Source organism: Kitasatospora sp. NPDC051164 (assembly GCF_044455625.1).
GTDB lineage: Bacteria > Actinomycetota > Actinomycetes > Streptomycetales > Streptomycetaceae > Kitasatospora.
The window spans coordinates 37,302-51,950 of sequence record NZ_JBITFB010000006.1 but is presented as its reverse complement, the minus strand read 5'-3'; the positions used below and the strand labels follow the sequence as shown (position 1 = coordinate 51,950).

Genomic DNA, 14,649 nt, shown 5'->3' with positions numbered 1-14,649 from the left:
GCTCTTCGGGAAGTCGTCCTCTCTTCATCGTCACACCGGAGTACCGCACCTGCAGCTCTGCTGAGGCGCGGGCCCCCGGGGGCGCGGATGCTGGGGTGGAGGAGGTGGTGTGGTGGCGGGGTTGCGGCGGTTGGCGTCGGTGTCGCGGGCGGTGGCGGCGGAGCCGGGGCGGCGGGCGAAGACGGGGCTGTTGGCCGGGTGCCTGCGGGAGTTGGGGCCGGTGGAGGCGCCGGCGGCGGTGGCCTTGCTGTCCGGGGAGTCGCAGCGGCTGCGCACGGGGGTCGGGCCGGCGGCTCTCCGGGGGCTGCCGGAGCCGGCCGGGGAGGCCTCGCTCGGGGTGCGGGAGGTGGAGCGGGAGCTGGAGCGGATCGCCGGAGTGCACGGGGCCGGGGCGCAGGCGGAGCGGCGGCGGTTGTTGCACGGGCTGTTCGCGCGGGCGACCGAGGTGGAGCAGGGGTTCCTGCGGGCGGTGCTGGTCGGGGACCTGCGGCAGGGGGCGCTGGACGCGGTGGTCGGGGACGCCGTGGCGCAGGCGGCGGGGGTCCCGGCGGCGGCGGTGCGGCGGGCGCTGATGTTCCGGGGTTCGGCCCGCGCGGTGGCGGAGGCGGCGCTGACCGGCGGGGAAGCCGCGCTGGCGGCGTTCCGGCTGGAGGTGGGACGGGCGGTGCGGCCGATGCTGGCCGCCTCCGCGCCGGACGTGGCATCGGCGCTGGAGCGCACCGGTGCGGCCGCGCTGGAGTGGAAGCTGGACGGGATCCGGGTGCAGGTGCACCGGGACGGCGACGAGGTCGCGGTGTTCACCCGGAGCCTGGACGACATCACCGCGCGCGTCCCCGAGGTGGCGGAGGCCGCGCTCGCGCTGCCGCTGCGCTCGGCGGTGCTGGACGGCGAGGCGATCGCGCTCGGTCCGGACGGGCGGCCGCGTCCGTTCCAGGAGACCGCCGCGCGTACCGCGGCCCGGCGGGATCCGGAGCGGCTGCGCGCCGAGGTCCCGCTCAGCGTCTACTTCTTCGACCTGCTGCACCGGGACGGTGAGGACCTGGTGGACCGGCCGGGCCGGGAGCGCTGGGCGGCGCTGGCCGGAGCGGCGCCGCCGGACCTGCGGGTGGCGCGTACCGAGACCGGGGACCGCGAGCAGGCGCTGGTCTTCTTCCGGGACACGCTGGCCCTCGGCCACGAGGGCGTGCTGGTCAAGGATCCGGCGGCCCCGTACGCGGCCGGGCGGCGCGGAATCGGCTGGATCAAGGTGAAGCCTCGACACACCCTCGATCTGGTCGTGTTGGCCGCCGAGTGGGGCAGCGGGCGGCGGCGCGGGTTCCTCAGCAACCTGCACCTGGGCGCCCGGGCGGCGGGCGAGCCGGGGCTCGGCCCGTGGGTGATGCTCGGCAAGACCTTCAAGGGCCTCACCGACGAGACGCTCGCCTGGCAGACCGAGGAACTGCTCGCCCGGGAGACCGAGCGGGACGCCTGGACGGTGCGGGTCCGTCCGGAGCTGGTGGTCGAGATCGCCTTCGACGGCCTGCAGCGCAGCCCCCGCTACCCGGCCGGCCTCGCCCTGCGGTTCGCCCGGGTGGTGCGCTACCGGCCGGACAAGGGCGCCGCCGAGGCCGACACCGTCGCGACCGTGCGGGAGATCGCCGCAGCCGAGGGCCTGTCGTCCTGAGCTCGCCGTCGGGGCGGCGGGACCCGCCGCCTGTCGGGGTCGCGTCCATTCAAACCTGCCGCACCGCGCCGGCCCTCCGGCGGAAGCCGAATCGGCCATTCTCGACGATCCCGCACCGCACCCTCCGTGGACGGAGCAGCGGCGGTTAGGTTGGCAATGACAACGAGAGGCAGCCGCCGGCAGCCGGCGGCGTACTGGCGAAAGGTGCCCGACCATGCAGGTGAACGTCGACCGGGACCGCTGCTGCAGCTCCGGGATGTGCGTCACGACCATGCCCGCGGTGTTCGACCAGGACGACCAGGACAGTCTGGTGATACTCCGTCAGATCACCTTCCGGCCCGATCAGTTCGCCGATCTGCGACTGGCCGCCCAGCTCTGCCCGGGCGGGGCGATCACCGTCACCGAGGACGAGCCCGCCGAGCTCGACGACTGACAACTGCTCTGGTGACAACGACCCCCTGACGGAACGCCAGTCATCACCATCCCCCACCGGAGAACACCGCGACGCAAGGAGACCCCACCTTGACGAGCACACCCGCCGCCGCCATCCCGATGCCGGCGCCGCACTCCGCCGGCTGCCCGTTCGGCCCGCCGCCCGCGTACACCAAGGCCGCCGCCACCGCCGCCGTCACCCGCGCCGACCTGCCCGAGGGCGAGTCCTGCTGGCTGGCCACCGGCTACGCGGAAGTCCGCACCATCCTGTCCGACCGCCGGTTCAGCGCGGACGTGCGTCACCCGAACTTCCCGCTGCTGCTGCCCGGCCGCCGGGAGATCATCGCCGAGAACCCGAACTTCCTGCGGCTGGACGACCCCGAGCACGCCCGGCTGCGCCGGATGGTCACCGGGGACTTCCTGGTCAAGCGGGTCGAGGCGATGCGCCCCGCCGTCCAGCAGATCGTCGACGAGGCGCTGGACCGGATGACCCAGGGGCGCACCGAGGCCGACCTGGTCACCGGCTTCGCCCTGCCGGTCCCCTCGCTGGTGATCTGCCTGCTGCTCGGAGTCCCGTACGAGGACCGCGAGTTCTTCCAGAGCGTCAGCCGGACACTGCTCAGCAACACCAGCACGCTGGAAAAGCTCTCCGAGGCCCGGGACGAGCTGCTGGACTACCTGAGCGGGCTGGCGGCCCGCAAGCGGGAGCAGCCGGAGGACGACATCCTCAGCCGGCTCGCCGTCCGGGACGACCTGACCCCGCGCGACGTCGCCGGCACCGGCATCCTGCTGCTGATCGCCGGGCACGAGACCACCGCGAACATGATCTCGCTCTCCACCGCCCTGCTCCTGGACCGGCCCGACCACGTCGCCAGGCTGGCCGACCCGGCGGCGGTGCCCGGCGCGGTGGAGGAACTGCTGCGCCACCTCACCATCGTGCACACCGGGTTGCCCCGCGTGGCCCTGGAGGACGTGGAGCTCGGCGGTGCGACGATCAAGGCCGGGGACGGCGTGATCGCGATGCTCTCCACTGCCAACCGGGACGAGACGGTGTTCGGCGGCGCCGGCGGCACGCCCGCCGACGAGCTGGACCTGGACCGGGACGCCCGACGGCACCTGGCCTTCGGCTTCGGCGTGCACCAGTGCCTCGGCCAGCCGCTGGCCCGCGCCGAGCTGCAGATCGCCCTGGCCACCCTGTTCCGGCGGCTGCCCGGGCTGCGGCTGGCCATCCCCCGCGACGAGCTGGCCTTCCGTACCGACTCGTTCATCTACGGCATGCGGTCACTGCCCGTGACCTGGTGACCTCACGGTGACGCCGCCCGGCCGGGGTCCGGAGGCCGGAGACGTCGGGTCCGGGACCGGAAACGTCGGGCCGGGCCGGAAATGTCGGGATACGGGCGCGGAATCACGGATCGCCGGTCACCCGGCTGGCCCCTGCGCCGGGGCGGAGGCAGGCTGGAAGGGCGAAAGAGACACCCGGCCCAGCCGCGCCTCCGGCCCGGCGCCCCCGGACCGGCCGAGGAGACGGAGCCCGCGATGACCGACATGAGCGAACGGTCCGAGGTGAGCACCGACCGCGACGAGGACGTCCGCGCCGCCGACCCCGAGGAGGGCATCACCTCGATGCAGAACCTGCACGCGCAGGACACCTCGCAGGCGGAAGGCGACGCCATGCTGGACGAATCCGGCCGGCTCGACTGACCGTCCGCCGTACCGACTCGACCGCCCGGTGGAACCGGGCGGTCGCCGCGACCGCAGGTGTCGCTGCCCGGGCGGCGACCCACCGGCAGGGGAGGATAGGCGCATGACCGAACACGACCAAGGCAATCGGCAGGCCCGGCCGCCCGCGGACCCGCGCGCGTCGTGGGCGACCTGGACCACCCAATCGATCATCAGCGGCCCCGGCGGGGTCACCACCACCGAGGTCGGACCGATCTCCGGCGACCTCACCGTGCACACCACCTGGGTGGACGGCGAGGCGCGGCTGACCGTCCAGTACACCGGCGCGCTGGACTGGTACACGGTGTCCGGCAGTCCGGTGCCGGCGGTCGACGAGATCACCGCGCGGGCGATCCACCAGGCGATGGTGAACGGCGTCAAGGCGGGCCGGGGCGCGGGTGCCCCGCCGCCGCCGACCCCGTAGCGGAGCCCCGAGGTGCCGGGGCGCCGGAGCCCTACGGGGCCTCCTCGCCCTCCGGCACCGTCGTACCCCGCACCGCCGGCGCGGCCGCGGCCCAGTAGGCGCGGCCCGCCGACGGGCGGGCGCGCAGGTCCGCCCGCACCTCGTCGGCCAGCCGGCGGGTGTCGCTCCGGTTCATCGTCGCGCCGATGCCCGCGCCGACCAGCAGCGGGATCAGCGAGGGCAGGTGGCGCAGCGAACTGCGGGTGAGCCGGCGGCGCACCCGCTGGCGCACCTCCGCGCCGATCGCCAGCGCGGCGAAGCCGGCCGGCCTGACCAGCAGCGTCGCGTCGATCCCGCGGCGGTTGGCCCAGGCGCCGAGGTACGCCCCGGCCCGCTGGCCGGCACTGCCCTGCGCCGGGGCGCCGTAGACCTCGTGCAGTTCGGCGATCAGCTTGATCTCCACGGCCGCGACCGCGAGCGTCTCGGCCGCGATCTCCACCGGCATCGCGGGCGGCACCGGCATCATCGCCGCCGCGCCGACCCCCGCGCCGAGCGCGCCGGAGGCCCGGACGGCGCCGGTGACCAGCAGATCGGCCAACTGCTCGGGGAAGGCCGCGCCCGGGTGCTGCGCCCGCAGAGTGGCGAGGTCGCGCACCGGGATCCGGGGGGCGGCCCGCAGCAGCTGCTCGGTGAGCGCCTTGCCGCCGTACACCGCCCCTCGCGCCACTCCCTGGGCGGCCCGCCCACCGCTGCCGAGCAGCCGGGAGGCGTGCACCACCACGGCCCGGCCGCGGCTGCGCTGCTTCGCCGCGTACGCGGCCTCCGGACCTTTGCCGACGGGCTGCTCGGCCTCCTCGACCAGTTCGGCGAGCTGCTCGGCCAGGTCCGGCTCGGGGGTGGACCGGGAGCGGCCCGGTCTGCGGAAGACTGCCATGGGGATCCACTACCCCCACGGGTCGGGGGCTACGCGGTGACCGCCGCTGACTCGGTGACCTCCACCCCGCGCCAGAATGCCACCCGGCCGCGCACGTGCTCGGCCTCGGGCTTCGGGTCGGCGTAGAACCAGGCGGCGTCGGGGTTGGTCCGCCCCTCCACCTCCAGGGTGTAGTAGCCGGCGGTGCCCTTCCAGCCGCATACCGTGGTGGTCCCGGAGGGCCGCAGGTACTCGGTGCGAACCGACTCGGCCGGGAAGTAGTGGTTGCCCTCGACGAGGACGGTGTCCTCGCTCTCGGCGATGACGATGCCCTGCCAACTCGCTGTGGTCATGCGGTGATTGTGCCCGAGCGGCGATCGCCTCCGCCAGCGGTCCGGCGGGACCGGGCGGACCGCCGGCCGAGGCGGACGGCCAGGGCGGCGGCCAAGGCGGACCGGGTGGTCAGGGCAGCGGGTGCGCGTGGACCGGCAGGTGCGGGGACTGGTGGCCGCCGCTGGCGAGCATCCGGACCTCGCCGGAGTCGCTGATCTCGGCCCGCACGATGCCGCTCTCGTCCTCGTACACCGGATGGCCGCCCGGGCCGGTCGCGCTGGTGCGGGTGACCACGACGACGTCCTGCGGGGCCTGGGTACCGGGGGTGCCGGGGAACGTGAGGGCGTAACGCTTGGCGGGGTTCATCACCGGTTCCTGCTCCTACTCCCTGTACGCGGATACTCCCTGCCCGAGGGCGCCGGAACTAGCCGACGGCCTCGGCGGCCGGGGCGTGCGAGCCACGGACCTCCAGCTCGCCGAGGAGCCGGGCGGTGGCCTCCGCGACCGCGTCCACGGCCCGGTCGAAGGCCTCCCGGTTGTGCGCCGCCGGGGCGCGGAAACCGGAGACCTTCCGGACGTACTGCAGTGCGGCGGCGCGGAAGTCGTCCTCGCCGGCGTCGGGCGTCACTGGCGGTCGCAGCGTCTTGATGTTGCGGCACATGCCCCCAGTCTCGCGCGCGCAGGCCCTACCGGCGACCCCCATTCGTCATATACGCCCCACGAGGGCGTCATCCGACCGGATTAGGATGCCGGACGAACGAATTCATCCGCCGCGTGCTCCCCCGGTCCTCGGCATCACCCCGGAGTCACCCCCTTGCCTCTCGCGCTGCTCGCGCTGGCCGTCACCGCGTTCGCCATCGGCACCACCGAATTCGCCGCCATGGGGCTGCTCCCCCAGGTCGCCGACAGCCTCCACGTCTCCATCCCGCAGGCGGGCTGGCTGATCTCGGCGTACGCACTGGGGGTGGTGATCGGCGCACCACTGCTCACCGCGCTGGCCGCCGGACGGCCGCGCAAGGCGGTGCTGGTGGCACTGGCCGGGCTCTTCGCCACCGGCAACCTGCTGTGCGCGCTCGCACCGGACTTCTGGACCCTGGCCGCCGCACGGCTGGTCACCGGACTGCCGCACGGGGCCTTCTTCGGGGCGGGCGCGGTGGCCGCGGCCGAGCTGGTGGCGCCCGACCGGCGGGCTCGAGCGGTGGCCGTGATGTTCTCCGGGCTGACCGTCGCCAACATCGTCGGCGTGCCCGCCGCGACCCTCCTCGGGCAGCACCTGGGCTGGCGGGCGACCATGATCGTGGTCGTGCTGATCGCCGCAGCCGGGACGCTCGCCATCGCCAAGCTGGTGCCCGCGCTGCCCTCCCCCGGCCAGTCCGGGCTCCGGCACGAGCTGCGGGCCTTCCGCAGCGGGCAGCTGTGGCTGGCGCTGGCCACCGTCGTGTTCGGCTGCGGCGGCTTCTTCGCCTGCTACAGCTACATCGCGCCGCTGCTCACCGAGGTCTCCGGGTACGCCACCGGCTCGGTGACCCTGGTGCTGGCGCTGTTCGGCGTCGGGATGACGATCGGCAACGTGCTCGGCGGGTTCGCCGCCGACCGGGCCCTGCGGCCGACCGTCTGCGCGGCCTTCGTCCTGCTCTCCGCGACCCTGGCCCTGTTCGCGGTGACCGCGCACGCCCGGTGGTCGGCGGCCGTGACGGTGGTGCTGATCGGGCTGTTCGGCTTCGCGATCGTGCCGGCGGTGCAGACCCTGGTGCTGCAGAAGGCGCGCACCGCGCCGACACTCGCCTCGGCGACCGTGCAGGGCGCCTTCAACCTGGCCAACGCGCAAGGCGCCTGGTTCGGCGGGCTGGCGCTGGACGCCGGGCTCGGCTGGACCTCGCCGACCCTGGTCGGCGCAGGCCTGGCCGCCTCGGGCGCGCTGGTCGCGGTACTCGCCTGGGCGGCCGACCGGCGTCGGCCGGCGCCCGTCGTCGCGGAACCGGCCGCCGCCGCCCCTGCCGCTGGTGCCGGTGCCGGTGCCGGTGCTGCTCCCGCGATGACCGGCGCCTGACGGACCTCTACAGGACCTCGATCTCCCGGTGGGCCCCGGCGAGCAGCCGGTAGCCCTCGCCGTTGGCCTTGATGCCCGTCCGCTCCTCCTCGCTCAGCTCCCGGCGGACCTTCGCCGGGACGCCCGCGACCAGCGAGCCCGGCGGGACGACCATGCCCTGCGGCACGACCGCGCCGGCCGCGACCAGCGAACCGGCCCCGATCCGGGCGCCGTTCAGCACGGTGGCGTTCATGCCCACCAGGACGTCGTCCTCGACCGTGCAGCCGTGCAGCACCGCGTTGTGGCCGACCGAGATCCGCTCGCCGACCACCAGCGGGAAGCCGGGGTCGGCGTGCAGCGTGCAGTTGTCCTGGATGTTGCTGCCCGCGCCGACACGGATCGACTCGGCGTCGCCGCGCAGCACCGCGCCGTACCAGACGCTCGCGCCGGCGGCGACGGTCACGTCCCCGACCACGACGGCGTTCGGTGCGACGAAGGCGCCCGGGTCGACGGCGGGCACCTTGCCCCCGACTGCGGCGATCAGCGGCTCTGCCATGTCTCGTCCTCCTGGTGGCGGTGGGCCGTGGTGTCGCCGGTCAGCCTAGGAGGTCGGTCACGGTGCCATGCGGGCGAGCCCGGGTGCGGGATCGGCCGTGCCGGGCCGGGGGCCGCACAGGGCGGTCGTGATCACCCTGTTCCAGGCGGCGTTGGCGGTGTCCTGGTCCGGGATGTCGTAGATGGTGGTGCTCCCGGCGAACTGACGCTTCCCGTCCGCAGAGCCGAGCATCATCGTGACGTAGCTGGGGAAGCCGCCGGCGTGGCCCCAGAAGGTGCCACAGGGGGTGTCCAGCCTCTGCAGGCCGAGACCGTAGGACCGGCCCTCGCCGTGGGCGGTGGTCTGCTGCATGGCGGCGAGTTCGGCCGGGTGCAGCAGGCGGCCGCCGAGCAGGGCCGCGAGGAAGGTGGTCAGGTCGGCGGTGGTGGAGATGCCGGCGCCGGACGATCCCGCCATCGTCGGGTTGAGCAGGGTGACGTCGACCGGGCCGGTGTCCGCCTTGTGGTAGCCGTGGGTGTGGGGAGCGGGGATGACGAGCGAGTCGCCTGGCATCAGGGTGCCGGTGAGGCCGAGCGGGCGGATGATCCTGCGGGTCACCTCCTCGTTCCAGCTGCGGCCGGTGAGCTTCTCGATGATCATGCCGATCAGGACGTAGTTGGTGTTGGAGTACTGCCAGTCCGCGCCGGGCGGGAAGGCGGGCGGGTACCGGCCGGCGATGTCGACGAGGTCCCGGAGGGCGTAGTGCGTGAAGCGTCCGCCGTCGAGCCACTCCGGCCGCCGGTAGTCGAAGGCCGGGTCCTGGGTGTAGTCGGCGACGCCGCTGGTGTGGTTGAGCAGTTGCCGGACGGTGATCGCGGTGCTGTTCGGGACGATGCCCGGCATCAGGCACTCCAGCCGGTCGTCGAGGTCCAGCCGGTGCTCGCCGACGAGTTGCAGCAGCGTGGTGGCGACGAAGGTCTTGGTGGCGCTGCCGATCCGGAAGGCACCGCGGGGGTCGGCGGGTTCGCCGGTGGCGAGTTCGGCGACGCCGGTGGCGTTGCGCCAGACCAGCCGGCCGTCCTCGCGGACGGCGGCGAGGGCGGAGGTCGAGTAGCCGGTGTCGGTCATCCCGGCGAGGGCGGAGGTCGAGTAGCCGGTGTCGGTCATCCCGGCGAGGGCGGCGTCGGCGGCCGCCCAGTCGGCGTGTCGCCCGGGGGTGTCCACGGCGCCGGGGCGGGTGGCGACGGTGTGCCGGCCGCCGCACCCGGCGGCGACCGGACCGGTGGCGGGCCGGGCGACGGCGGCCGGGGCGAGCACGGCGAGCAGGCCCGCGCCGACGGCCGCGACGACGGCGGTGCGCAGGGCCGGACGGCGGCGCGTCGTCGGAGCGGTCTGGGCGACTGTCGGGGCGGCGGTCATGCCGGCCTCCCTGGTCCGGGTCGTGGAGATGGTCAACCGGGCTGCTGCCCGGGGCTCCTGACACCCTGCCAGGAATCCGGTCGGCCGCCGTCGCGCCGCAGGACGGAGTCCGACCCGGAACGAACCCGGAACGGACCCGGAGCCGTACCCCGAGACGGCTCGGGGTAGGGCTCCGGGGTTGAGTCAGACGGGGCCGGTCAGGCAAGGCCGCTCAGGTAGGGCCGCTCAGGCGACCGGGGCGTGCTTGCGCAGGACCTCGATGAAGGCCCGCAGCCAGGCCGGGTGGTCGGGCCAGGCTCGGGCCGAGACGACCAGGCCGTCCACCACGGCCTCGCCCTCGACGAACTCGGCGCCCGCGGCCCTGATGTCGGGGGCCAGCGCCGGGTAGGCCGAGGTGCGGCGGCCCTCCAGTACCCCGGCGGCGGCACTGATCAGCGGGCCGTGGCAGATCTGCGCGACGGGCTTGTCCCCGGTGAAGAAGTGCCGGGCGATCCGCTGCACGTCGGGGTCGTTGCGCAGGTATTCGGGGGCGCGGCCGCCCGGGATGACCAGAGCCACGTAGTCGGCCGGGTCGACGTCGGCGAGGGCGATGTCGGCGGGCCAGCTGTAGCCGGGCTTCTCGGTGTAGGTGTCGTAGCCCTCGACGAAGTCGTGCACCACGAACTGCAGGCGCTTCTTGGTCGGGGCCGCGATGTCGACCTGGTAGCCCTCCTCGCGCAGCCGCTGGTACGGGTAGAACACCTCCAGCGATTCGGCGGCGTCCCCGGTGACGAGCAGGATCTTCGATGTCATCTCCGACATCCCTTCACGTGATCGGTCGTCAGGTCTCGTGCGGGCTCCGATCAGTGGCGGCCGGCCGGGCCCGGTCCAACGTGCCGCACCCGTCACGTCGTTGGCAACAGGACGCACCGGGCGTACGACGGCGCATCCGGAGGTGCGCGCGCCGATTGCGGAGACTGCGCGCCGGGCGACCGCCCGGCTGCGGCGCCCGGCGATGCCCGGCCTAGAATCCTGCTGCCCACGACCGACCTTCGCCGGAGGAACCCATGCCGGACCGCACCACCTACCTCGTCCTCGCCGGCTACCAGAATTCGGGCCCCGAGCACTGGCAGACCCACTGGGAGGCCGCCGAGCCGGAGTCCTTCCGCCGGGTCGAGCAGGCGGACTGGGAGCAGCCGGAGCAGGCGGACTGGGTGGCCCGGGTGGACGCGGCGGTGGCGGCGGCCGCCGCCGAGGGCCCGGTGGTGCTGGTTGCCCACAGCCTGGGCTGCGTCACCGCGGCCCGCTGGGTGGCCACCGCGCCCGCCGAGCGGACCGCGGCCGTCCGGGGCGCGCTGCTGGTCGCCCCGGCCGACGTCGACACCGCGGAGGTACCGGAGCTGGTGGGCTTCCGGCCGGTGGCGCTGGAGCCGTTCCCGTTCCCGACCGTGGTGGTCTCCTCGACCGACGACCCGTGGGTCTCCCCCGAGCGGGCCCGTGCCTTCGCCGCGTCCTGGGGCGCCCGGTACGTCGAGCCGGGCGCGTACGGGCACCTCAACTCCGCCTCCGGACTGGGCGACTGGCCGGAGGGCCGCACACTGCTCGCCGAGCTGTGACACCGTGAACGGGGGGACGATGGACAAGCGGACGTCCCGGACCAGGCGCGTCCTGGTCCGGCTGCTGGCGGCCGGCGGGCTGGCCGCCGTACTGCTGTACACCGAGGGGCAGTGGGAGAGCCGCTCGGGCGGCCGGATGCTGGTCGCCGACCTGCTCAACCGGCCCGAACTGCTGCTCGGCGCGGCGCTGGCCACGCTGATCGCGGCCGCCTGGCTGGGCGACCTGCGCGGCGCCGCCCTGCGGACGGCCACCCGGGCGGTCACGGTGACCGCCGGCGTGGTGTTCCTGCTCGGCGTGCTGGCCGCGCACAAGGTGTCGGCGGCCGAGACCCGCAGCCGGGAGGCCGCCCCGGCGGGGGCGGAGCAGGCGCTGGTGGTGGTGCACCGCTCGTACGCCACCGGGCCGACGCCGGGCGAGCACTGGCAGGTGTTCCTGGAGTCCGGCGAGGGCTGGACGGCGCGGCGCTGGTCACTGGCCGACATCGGCGGGGGCCCGGACGACGCCCGGCTGGTGGAGGCGAGCTGGACCGGGCGGGAGCAGATCACCGTGGTGACGGACTCCTACCGGCGGGTGTTCAACCTCGACGAGGACAGCGGCGAGCCGGTCGAGGCCCGGTAGGCCCGACGCATGCCAGGACGGCTCACCCGAGCCCCAGGGCGTGCGCGGCGAGCGCCAGCAGCGCGGCGTTGCCGGCCGCGCCCAGGGCGGTGGCGGAGAGGAAGCGGGCCGCGGTGCCGTCCGGGAACGGGTTGACGGTCATCGCGAGCAGGAAGCCCGGCATCGTCCAGACCACCGCCGTCCACTGCCGCACCGCGTTGGCGGCGCCGGGGCCGGTCGCGGCGCGCCGTTCGTGCGCGGCGGCGAGGCCGATCACCAGGGAGCCGGCCAGGTAGCCGATCGAGGGGCAGAAGACGGCGGGGACGCCGAGGATGCTGTGCGGCATGGCGCCATCGTCCGCCGACGCGGCGCGGCCCCGCATGAGTACGGGTACTCAGGCGGGGCCGGCCGGTGCGGACCGCGCTTCGGCTACTGGTCCTCGGGGTCCGGCGGGGTGGACGGCGCGGAGCGGCCGGTCGGGTTGGCGCCGCGCGGCTTGGCCTGGCCGCCGTTGTTCCCGTTGTTGCCGTTGTTCCCGTTGGCCCCCGGGCTGCCGGTGGCCGGGGCGCCGGTGCAGGTGACCGGGTTCGGCGAGCCGCTGGGGGTGCTGCAGCCGGTGTCGCGCTTGGGCGGGTCCGGGATGTAGACGGTGGTGAACCGCTGCTCCGGCATGTTCCGGACCGCGTCGCTCATCGCCTGCTGCCAGATCGGCCCCGGGCCGGTCGCGCCGAACACCTCGGCCTGGTACTTGCCGCCGATCCGGATGTTGCGCATCGGCACCTTGGTGCCCGGGCTGCCCAGCCAGACCGAGCCGGCCAGGTTGCCCGTGTAGCCGGTGAACCAGGCCGACTTCTTCTCGTCCGTGGTACCGGTCTTGCCGGCGATCTGGCGGCCGTCGTCCAGGCCCAGGTCCCGGGCGGTGCCGCCCTTCTCGGTGACCCCGAGCAGCACGCTGTTGACCACGTCGGCGGTGTCCTCCGACATCACCTGGGTGCACTGGGCCGGCGGCACCGGCACGTCCTTGCCGTCGACCGTGGTGATCCGGTTGATCGCCATCGGCGCGCAGTGGCTGCCCCGGGCGGCGAAGGTCGCGTACACGTTGGCCATGGTCAGCGGGCTGACCTCCTGGGTGCCGAGGCCGAGCGCGGGCACCTCCTGCAGCGGCGAGCCGTCCGCCTTGCCCGCCACGCCCAGCTTGTTGGCCATCTGCTTGACCGCGCAGAGGCCGATCTCCTGCTCCATCTGCACGAAGTAGGTGTTGACCGAGAGCGCCATGGCCTGCTTGAGCTCGTACGGGCCCTGCTCGGAGGCGCTCTCGTTGGGGATCGTCCCCTCCTTCTTGCCCTTGCTGAGGTTCTTCCAGGTGCCGTCGCAGGTCTTCATCGTCGGCCAGTCCATCCGGTTCGGCGCGTCGTACCGCTGGGTCGACGACAGTCCGGCCTCCAGGGCGGCGGCGGCCACGATCGGCTTGAAGTTGGAGCCGGGCTGGAAGCCGATGCCGCCGCCCATCGCCGCGTCCACGTTGTAGTTGACGACGGTCTCGTTCTTCTCCTTGGCCAGGCCGTACGGGCGGGTCTGCGCCATCGCCAGGATCTTGCCGGTGCCGGGCTCGACCATCGTCATCGCGGCCGAGACCGGGTCGGTGACGTACACCTTGGTGGAGACGGCGTTCTGGGCGGCGGCCTGCTTCTCCGGGTCCAGGGTGGTGTAGATGTTGAGGCCGCCGGTGTCCCACAGCTTCGTGCGCTCGGCCGCGCTCTTGCCGAACGCCGGGTCCTGCTTGACGACGTGGCGCACGTAGTCGCAGAAGAAGCCCATGCCGGCCTTGGCGGTGATGCAACCGTTCTGCGGGTCCTTGTAGGTGAGGCCCAGCGGGGCGGCCTTCGCCTCCTTGGCCTGGTCCGCGGTGATGTGCTTGTTCTCCACCATCTTGTCGATGACGGTGTCGCGGCGCTTCTGGGCGGCCACCGGGTGCAGCTTCGGGTCGTACTGGGTGGGGTTCTGCACGAGCCCGGCGAGCATCGCCGCCTGGGGGAGGCTCAGGTCCTTGGCGTCCTTGCTGAAGTAGCGCTGCGCGGCGGCCTGGATGCCGTACGCCTGGTGACCGTAGAAGGTGATGTTCAGGTAGTTGGTGAGGATCTGTTCCTTGCTCAGGTCCTCCTCCAGCTTGATGGCGTACCGGAGTTCCTGGATCTTGCGGCCGAGCGTCTTGCGCTGCGCCTCGCGCACCGCCTCCGGGTCGTCCCCGGCCTTCTCCACGTTGACGTTCTTCACGTACTGCTGGGTCAGCGTGGAGGCGCCCTGGACGGTGGCGCCGCTCTCGGCGTTCTTGGTGACGGCCCGCAGGACGCCCTTGAGGTCCACCGCGCCGTGCTCGTAGAACCGGGCGTCCTCGATGTCCACCTGGGCCTGGCGGATCAGCGGGGACATCTGGTCGGCGGTGAGGACGGTGCGGTCGCGTTCGTAGACCTTGGCGATCAGAGCGCCGTTGGCGTCGAAGATCTGGGTGGCCTGGGTGAGCGGCGGTGTCTTGAAGTCGTCGGGGATGCTCTCGAAGCCCTCGGCGCCGCTCTTCGCCCCGAGCCCGACCGCGCCGGCCGCCGGGAGGATCAGGCCTGCCAGCAGCACCCCGCCGAGGACGCTGGCGCCGAGGAACTTGGCCGCGTGGCGCAGGATCCCGATCGGGGTCTCACGGCGCCTCGGGCGCGGCACCCAGGTGTCGCCCGGGTCCGGGGAAGATATGCGGCGGCTCTTCGGTGACATAGATCGAACATTAAGGCCGTGAACACCCCGCGTGGGCGGGGTGTCGGCGAGGGATTGTCACAAAATCGCGACAGATTCGACTCATTCTCGAGAGTCGAACGGACGTGCACGCAGGGACAAGGGCCGTTCGTCCACGGCCTGTTGGCCCCGCGTGCCACCCGGCGGGCTCGGACCGCGCCCGTCTCCCGCTCAGCAATTCCCCGGCTCGCGCCCGGCTTTCCGGTACCCGGCCCTCACCGGTCCCACG

The 14,649-nt window shown here is 73.8% G+C and carries 17 protein-coding genes; 8 read left to right on the top strand and 9 right to left on the bottom strand.

Annotated features, from left to right (window positions below; translation table 11 throughout):
- Positions 1–112 precede the first annotated feature (112 nt).
- The 5 genes from ACIBEC_RS10785 (at position 113) to ACIBEC_RS10765 (ending at position 4,238) form a co-directional block, all read left to right on the top strand.
- Complete coding sequence (locus ACIBEC_RS10785) at positions 113–1,663, top strand: ATP-dependent DNA ligase (RefSeq protein ID WP_360491404.1); 1,551 nt, start codon at positions 113–115, stop codon at positions 1,661–1,663.
- A 214-nt stretch (positions 1,664–1,877) separates the two neighbouring features.
- Complete coding sequence (locus ACIBEC_RS10780) at positions 1,878–2,096, top strand: ferredoxin (RefSeq protein WP_360491407.1); 219 nt, start codon at positions 1,878–1,880, stop codon at positions 2,094–2,096.
- An 89-nt stretch (positions 2,097–2,185) separates the two neighbouring features.
- Positions 2,186–3,397, top strand: a complete 1,212-nt coding sequence (locus ACIBEC_RS10775; protein WP_396287868.1) for a cytochrome P450 — start codon at positions 2,186–2,188, stop codon at positions 3,395–3,397.
- 234 nt (positions 3,398–3,631) lie between these two features.
- A complete protein-coding gene (locus ACIBEC_RS10770; RefSeq protein WP_360491410.1) occupies positions 3,632–3,796 on the top strand; it encodes a hypothetical protein in 165 nt (54 codons plus the stop codon).
- Between the two features lie 103 nt (positions 3,797–3,899).
- On the top strand, positions 3,900–4,238 hold the full coding sequence (locus ACIBEC_RS10765; RefSeq protein ID WP_360491413.1) for a hypothetical protein: 339 nt from the start codon (positions 3,900–3,902) through the stop codon (positions 4,236–4,238).
- A 31-nt stretch (positions 4,239–4,269) separates the two neighbouring features.
- Here ACIBEC_RS10765 and ACIBEC_RS10760 read toward each other — a convergent pair whose 3' ends face one another.
- From ACIBEC_RS10760 to ACIBEC_RS10745, 4 genes are all read right to left on the bottom strand, one after another.
- Positions 4,270–5,151: a hypothetical protein gene (locus ACIBEC_RS10760; protein WP_360491416.1), complete on the bottom strand. Its 882-nt coding sequence runs from the start codon at positions 5,149–5,151 to the stop codon at positions 4,270–4,272.
- A gap of 29 nt (positions 5,152–5,180) precedes the next feature.
- Positions 5,181–5,483 (bottom strand): DUF427 domain-containing protein, encoded by a 303-nt coding sequence (locus ACIBEC_RS10755; RefSeq protein WP_360491419.1) that lies wholly within the window; start codon positions 5,481–5,483, stop codon positions 5,181–5,183.
- A gap of 109 nt (positions 5,484–5,592) precedes the next feature.
- Positions 5,593–5,829: a DUF6296 family protein gene (locus tag ACIBEC_RS10750; protein ID WP_360491422.1), complete on the bottom strand. Its 237-nt coding sequence runs from the start codon at positions 5,827–5,829 to the stop codon at positions 5,593–5,595.
- 58 nt (positions 5,830–5,887) lie between these two features.
- The gene (locus ACIBEC_RS10745) at positions 5,888–6,124 is read right to left on the bottom strand and encodes a DUF2277 domain-containing protein (protein ID WP_360491425.1); all 237 of its coding nucleotides are present in this window, start codon (positions 6,122–6,124) and stop codon (positions 5,888–5,890) included.
- 153 nt (positions 6,125–6,277) lie between these two features.
- Here ACIBEC_RS10745 and ACIBEC_RS10740 point away from each other — a divergent pair, with 153 nt between their 5' ends.
- The gene (locus ACIBEC_RS10740; RefSeq protein WP_360491428.1) at positions 6,278–7,513 is read left to right on the top strand and encodes an MFS transporter; all 1,236 of its coding nucleotides are present in this window, start codon (positions 6,278–6,280) and stop codon (positions 7,511–7,513) included.
- 7 nt (positions 7,514–7,520) lie between these two features.
- Here the strand turns inward: ACIBEC_RS10740 and ACIBEC_RS10735 are convergent, their stop codons facing one another.
- The 3 genes from ACIBEC_RS10735 to ACIBEC_RS10725 all read right to left on the bottom strand — a co-directional run bounded on the left by ACIBEC_RS10735 (position 7,521) and on the right by ACIBEC_RS10725 (position 10,238).
- Positions 7,521–8,048: a gamma carbonic anhydrase family protein gene (locus ACIBEC_RS10735; protein WP_360491431.1), complete on the bottom strand. Its 528-nt coding sequence runs from the start codon at positions 8,046–8,048 to the stop codon at positions 7,521–7,523.
- 57 nt (positions 8,049–8,105) lie between these two features.
- Complete coding sequence (locus ACIBEC_RS10730; protein WP_360491434.1) at positions 8,106–9,446, bottom strand: serine hydrolase domain-containing protein; 1,341 nt, start codon at positions 9,444–9,446, stop codon at positions 8,106–8,108.
- Between the two features lie 225 nt (positions 9,447–9,671).
- The gene (locus ACIBEC_RS10725) at positions 9,672–10,238 is read right to left on the bottom strand and encodes a DJ-1/PfpI family protein (RefSeq protein WP_360491437.1); all 567 of its coding nucleotides are present in this window, start codon (positions 10,236–10,238) and stop codon (positions 9,672–9,674) included.
- A 254-nt stretch (positions 10,239–10,492) separates the two neighbouring features.
- Between ACIBEC_RS10725 and ACIBEC_RS10720 the strand changes: the two genes are divergently transcribed.
- The gene (locus ACIBEC_RS10720) at positions 10,493–11,041 is read left to right on the top strand and encodes an alpha/beta fold hydrolase (RefSeq protein WP_360491440.1); all 549 of its coding nucleotides are present in this window, start codon (positions 10,493–10,495) and stop codon (positions 11,039–11,041) included.
- A 19-nt stretch (positions 11,042–11,060) separates the two neighbouring features.
- On the top strand, positions 11,061–11,660 hold the full coding sequence (locus tag ACIBEC_RS10715) for a hypothetical protein (RefSeq protein ID WP_360491443.1): 600 nt from the start codon (positions 11,061–11,063) through the stop codon (positions 11,658–11,660).
- A gap of 22 nt (positions 11,661–11,682) precedes the next feature.
- Here ACIBEC_RS10715 and ACIBEC_RS10710 read toward each other — a convergent pair whose 3' ends face one another.
- Both ACIBEC_RS10710 and ACIBEC_RS10705 read right to left on the bottom strand, forming a co-directional pair.
- Complete coding sequence (locus ACIBEC_RS10710) at positions 11,683–11,985, bottom strand: hypothetical protein (RefSeq protein ID WP_360491446.1); 303 nt, start codon at positions 11,983–11,985, stop codon at positions 11,683–11,685.
- A gap of 83 nt (positions 11,986–12,068) precedes the next feature.
- The gene (locus tag ACIBEC_RS10705) at positions 12,069–14,402 is read right to left on the bottom strand and encodes a transglycosylase domain-containing protein (RefSeq protein WP_360491449.1); all 2,334 of its coding nucleotides are present in this window, start codon (positions 14,400–14,402) and stop codon (positions 12,069–12,071) included.
- Between the last annotated feature and the right edge of the window lie 247 nt (positions 14,403–14,649).

Bases quoted from the DNA above. Each gene is read 5' to 3' on its own strand.
- ACIBEC_RS10715 (WP_360491443.1), top strand. From the start codon at position 11,061: ATGGACAAGCGGACGTCCCGGACCAGGCGCGTCCTGGTCCGGCTGCTG.
- ACIBEC_RS10750 (WP_360491422.1), bottom strand. From the start codon at position 5,829: ATGAACCCCGCCAAGCGTTACGCCCTCACGTTCCCCGGCACCCCCGGT.
- ACIBEC_RS10735 (WP_360491431.1), bottom strand. From the start codon at position 8,048: ATGGCAGAGCCGCTGATCGCCGCAGTCGGGGGCAAGGTGCCCGCCGTC.
- ACIBEC_RS10760 (WP_360491416.1), bottom strand. From the start codon at position 5,151: ATGGCAGTCTTCCGCAGACCGGGCCGCTCCCGGTCCACCCCCGAGCCG.
- ACIBEC_RS10710 (WP_360491446.1), bottom strand. From the start codon at position 11,985: ATGCCGCACAGCATCCTCGGCGTCCCCGCCGTCTTCTGCCCCTCGATC.
- ACIBEC_RS10730 (WP_360491434.1), bottom strand. From the start codon at position 9,446: ATGACCGCCGCCCCGACAGTCGCCCAGACCGCTCCGACGACGCGCCGC.
- ACIBEC_RS10765 (WP_360491413.1), top strand. From the start codon at position 3,900: ATGACCGAACACGACCAAGGCAATCGGCAGGCCCGGCCGCCCGCGGAC.
- ACIBEC_RS10780 (WP_360491407.1), top strand. From the start codon at position 1,878: ATGCAGGTGAACGTCGACCGGGACCGCTGCTGCAGCTCCGGGATGTGC.
- ACIBEC_RS10745 (WP_360491425.1), bottom strand. From the start codon at position 6,124: ATGTGCCGCAACATCAAGACGCTGCGACCGCCAGTGACGCCCGACGCC.
- ACIBEC_RS10755 (WP_360491419.1), bottom strand. From the start codon at position 5,483: ATGACCACAGCGAGTTGGCAGGGCATCGTCATCGCCGAGAGCGAGGAC.
- ACIBEC_RS10770 (WP_360491410.1), top strand. From the start codon at position 3,632: ATGACCGACATGAGCGAACGGTCCGAGGTGAGCACCGACCGCGACGAG.
- ACIBEC_RS10725 (WP_360491437.1), bottom strand. From the start codon at position 10,238: ATGACATCGAAGATCCTGCTCGTCACCGGGGACGCCGCCGAATCGCTG.
- ACIBEC_RS10705 (WP_360491449.1), bottom strand. From the start codon at position 14,402: ATGTCACCGAAGAGCCGCCGCATATCTTCCCCGGACCCGGGCGACACC.
- ACIBEC_RS10720 (WP_360491440.1), top strand. From the start codon at position 10,493: ATGCCGGACCGCACCACCTACCTCGTCCTCGCCGGCTACCAGAATTCG.